Source organism: Candidatus Poribacteria bacterium (assembly GCA_021162805.1).
Taxonomy (GTDB): Bacteria; Poribacteria; WGA-4E; order B28-G17; family B28-G17; genus JAGGXZ01.
Genome location: JAGGXZ010000163.1, coordinates 1 through 3,290 on the forward strand (window position 1 = coordinate 1; position 3,290 = coordinate 3,290).

General features: G+C 50.2%; 4 protein-coding genes. All 4 read left to right on the top strand.

The genetic code is table 11. The features are described 5' to 3' along the window. The first annotated feature begins 64 nt into the window (after positions 1–64). Entirely contained in the window at positions 65–1,390 is a 1,326-nt protein-coding gene (locus J7M22_12515) for a hypothetical protein (GenBank protein ID MCD6507429.1), read from the top strand. Between the two features lie 28 nt (positions 1,391–1,418). Further along, complete coding sequence (locus tag J7M22_12520) at positions 1,419–1,712, top strand: hypothetical protein (protein ID MCD6507430.1); 294 nt, start codon at positions 1,419–1,421, stop codon at positions 1,710–1,712. Positions 1,713–1,772: 60 nt separating this feature from the next. Then, on the top strand, positions 1,773–2,801 hold the full coding sequence (locus J7M22_12525; GenBank protein MCD6507431.1) for a hypothetical protein: 1,029 nt from the start codon (positions 1,773–1,775) through the stop codon (positions 2,799–2,801). 75 nt (positions 2,802–2,876) lie between these two features. Next, the coding region (locus tag J7M22_12530) for a hypothetical protein (GenBank protein MCD6507432.1) at positions 2,877–3,290 on the top strand (414 nt) is incomplete at its 3' end.

Here is a 3,290-nt window from a genome sequence, read left to right on the forward strand (position 1 = left end):
GGTCATCTCCTCCTCCACTATCATCAGAGTTTTGATCCTCTAATGATAGCAGAGTTTTGATCTGGTGGCCCCCTTTTCAATTGTCAAAATCCCTCAGAATGGCCCCCTTTTAGTTTATCAAAAACACAGGAAGGAGGCGGATATAGTCCTGCTTCTCTCTAACCTATCCACATCGGAGATTCGGGAGGTTGCCGGAAGAGCTAGGGGGATCGATTACATCATCTCAAGCGAAAGCGGTGATCGTGAAAAGATCGGCGACACGCATCTTCTCTTCTCAAGTCCTAAAGGTGAAAAGCTTGGGTTTTTGGCTGTGAAACTGCCTTCAATGAAAACCTCCTCAGGGAGTATACTGCTGGGAGATGATGTGCCGGATGATCAGGAGATAAGGGGTATCCTGAATCAATTTTACAGAACAGTGGCACAGGACAGAGGATTTCAAAGAGGAGGGAAGCTCCGATCGCTTAACGGCAATAGATATATCGGTTCAGAGGAGTGCCGTTCATGTCACGCTGATGAATACGAGCAATGGTCGCAGACACCCCATGCAGGCGCATACAGAACGCTTCTCAGGAGGAACAGATATTTTTATCCTGATTGCCTCATCTGCCATACGACTGGGTTCGGCTATGAGACGGGATATCAGATAGGGGATGAAAGGAGTAGGAAGTTAGCAGGGGTGGGATGTGAGTCGTGCCATGGTCCGGGTAAGAGACATGTATTTAACCCGACGAAAGAGAACATCAGTGGGAAGCTTAACCCAAAGGCATGTCTCCGCTGCCACACACCGGATCACTCACCGGGATTTGATAGATTAGAGGATTTGCTTTGGAAGGAGGTGGATCATTCGCGGAAGAAGGTCAGCTTTGACCAGCTTATAGCTCAGCACAGCAGAGGGACGCTGAAACCCCAGCTTGAGCTTTTTGTAATGAGCTTCTGTCCTTTCGGGTTGGAGGCGGAGAGGAGGTTGATCCCGAAGGTGAGGAAGTATCTTGATAAGGTCGATTTTAAGATCTACTTCATAGCCGAGAGGGATGAGAAAGCCAAGGGGGACGAGCTGCCTTTTAGGAGCCTGCATGGGAAGGCTGAGGTGGTGGAGGACATAAGACAGGTTGTGATACAGAGGATCTTCCCTGAGAAGTTTTTCGATTATCTGCTTTGTAGGGCGGGGAACCTGAGGGAACCGTGGGTTAAGTGTGCCAGGAAGGTAGGGATAGACGTTATGAGGGTGAACGATGTGATGGAGAGCGGGGAGGGGTTGAGATGGTTTGAGGAGAACATAAAGAGGGGAAATGAGCTTGGGATAAGGGGCTCGCCGACCCTCCTCCTTAACGGCAGGAGGATATCGGTGTGGAGGGTAGCCGGAAGGGGAGGAGGCGGGCTTTGTGAGTGAATCTTAAAAAGAAAGGAGGTGAGGAGGTATGGTTCCGGGACACATCAGGCTGATAGCGAGACAGAAAGCGATGAGATTCATTCTGTCGGAGGAAGGAAGGGTCGGAAGCAGAACAGCACTATCAACCGCCACACTGGTAGCTACTTTTTCACTAGCCGCCCTGATCTTAACACCCAAAATCGCTCATGCAGCCGGATACTGTCCTGATGGGATCACATGGTGTGAGACGGTTTATTGTTGCCCGATACCTAATCCACCACCTGGTGGGCAGCAGTGGTTCTGCACCAATAACGCACATCAAGGTTGCGTATATGCACCATAAACTTTCAATCGGCTGGAGGCTATGGCTTTCCAGCCGATTATCTTGATTAGGTAAATTCTGATGAATCGGAAAGGTATGCACTTCGCTTTAATCTTCCTCTGGGTGCTTCTCATCACATCTATTGCATGCGCCGTTTCATTCAGATGGAGAAAGATATTGGATGGCGTGCATGTGTGGTGTATCGTTCCAGATCCTCAAGGACCTCTCATATACGTCGGCGCTGTTAACGAAGGCATATTCGCAACCGAAGATAGAGGGAAAAACTGGTCGAGGAGGAACAATGGTATTCCCCTGCCCGGCACCGTATATGACATAGCGATCGATCCCCAAAATACGGCGATCCTCTATGCCATAAGGAACGGCGATCTATATAAGAGCACCGACAGGGGATTGTCCTGGGCGATGATAAAGAAGGGCGTCTCAATGGGTTTGGTAATCAACCCTAAAGATCCGGATATCATCTATGCGGGAGAGTATAAGAGCGAGGATGGAGGGAGGAGCTGGGAGAAATACTTCGATGGCGTCGATGGCTCCTTTCCTCCTTATCGGATAGCGATAGATCCTAAGGAGGAGAACACCATCTATGTGGTGACCTTCTCCGCCCGTGCTTTTAAAAGCGAAGATGGGGGGAGGAGTTGGAAGAGGATAAAAGTGGAGGGTGAGGAGGAGCTTTATCAGATCGTTGTCAGCCCCATTCGAGATGGGGTGCTTTATGCCTGCGGGAAGAAAGGGGTTTATAAAAGCGAAGACGGCGGGGAGAGATGGAATCTGATGGAGGGAGGGTTGCCGAAAGGAGTCAGCGGGGATTTCGTACTGATCGATCCAGTGGACCCTCGGATAATATATGTGGGTTTAAGGGGAGAGGGAATTTTCCGAAGCGTAGATGAAGGCGAGAATTGGGAGCCATTGGGAAAGGGATTTCAAGACATCGGCGTCACCGGTTTGGCGATCAGCAAGTGGGACCCGAACTATCTCTATGCCTCTGGAGGTGGGAGTGTATGGAGGTTGGAACTGGCGCCTAGGAAGCCTTTCCACTCGGTGAGTCCCTTAGGCAAGTTTCTCGATATCTGGGGTGGTATCAAGATGTAAGAGGATGTGGTGATTAACCTCTGATGGGGTCAGCTCAAAGACATGAACTGACCCCTCCTATAGGAGGGTGAAAACATGAAGATCGGAAGGATTACATTGATATTAGCCACCATCGGGATTCTGCTCCACCACTCACTCGCTTTCCCCGCCGTCTCCTGGAAAAGGATTCTATTCAAAAACGCCAGATGCATAGCTGCGATCAACCACACGATATACGTCGGAGTCAATAACGAGGGGATGTACAAGACGGTGAATGAAGGGAAAAGCTGGCGGAACATCCGTGTCGGCCCAGGACCGGCTCCCACCGTGATTTCCATGGCGATAGATCCGAAGGATGAGAGGATAATCTATGCCGGAACGTCTAAAGGACTCTTCAAAAGCGATGACGGGGGATGGAGTTGGGTGAAGATATGGCCGTATCGAACTCCGCCGATCACCATAGCCGTTGATCCCAAGGACAGCAGGGTTATCTATGCCGACGTTTTCAAA

Bases quoted from the DNA above. Each gene is read 5' to 3' on its own strand.
- J7M22_12520 (MCD6507430.1), top strand. From the start codon at position 1,419: ATGGTTCCGGGACACATCAGGCTGATAGCGAGACAGAAAGCGATGAGA.
- J7M22_12525 (MCD6507431.1), top strand. From the start codon at position 1,773: ATGAATCGGAAAGGTATGCACTTCGCTTTAATCTTCCTCTGGGTGCTT.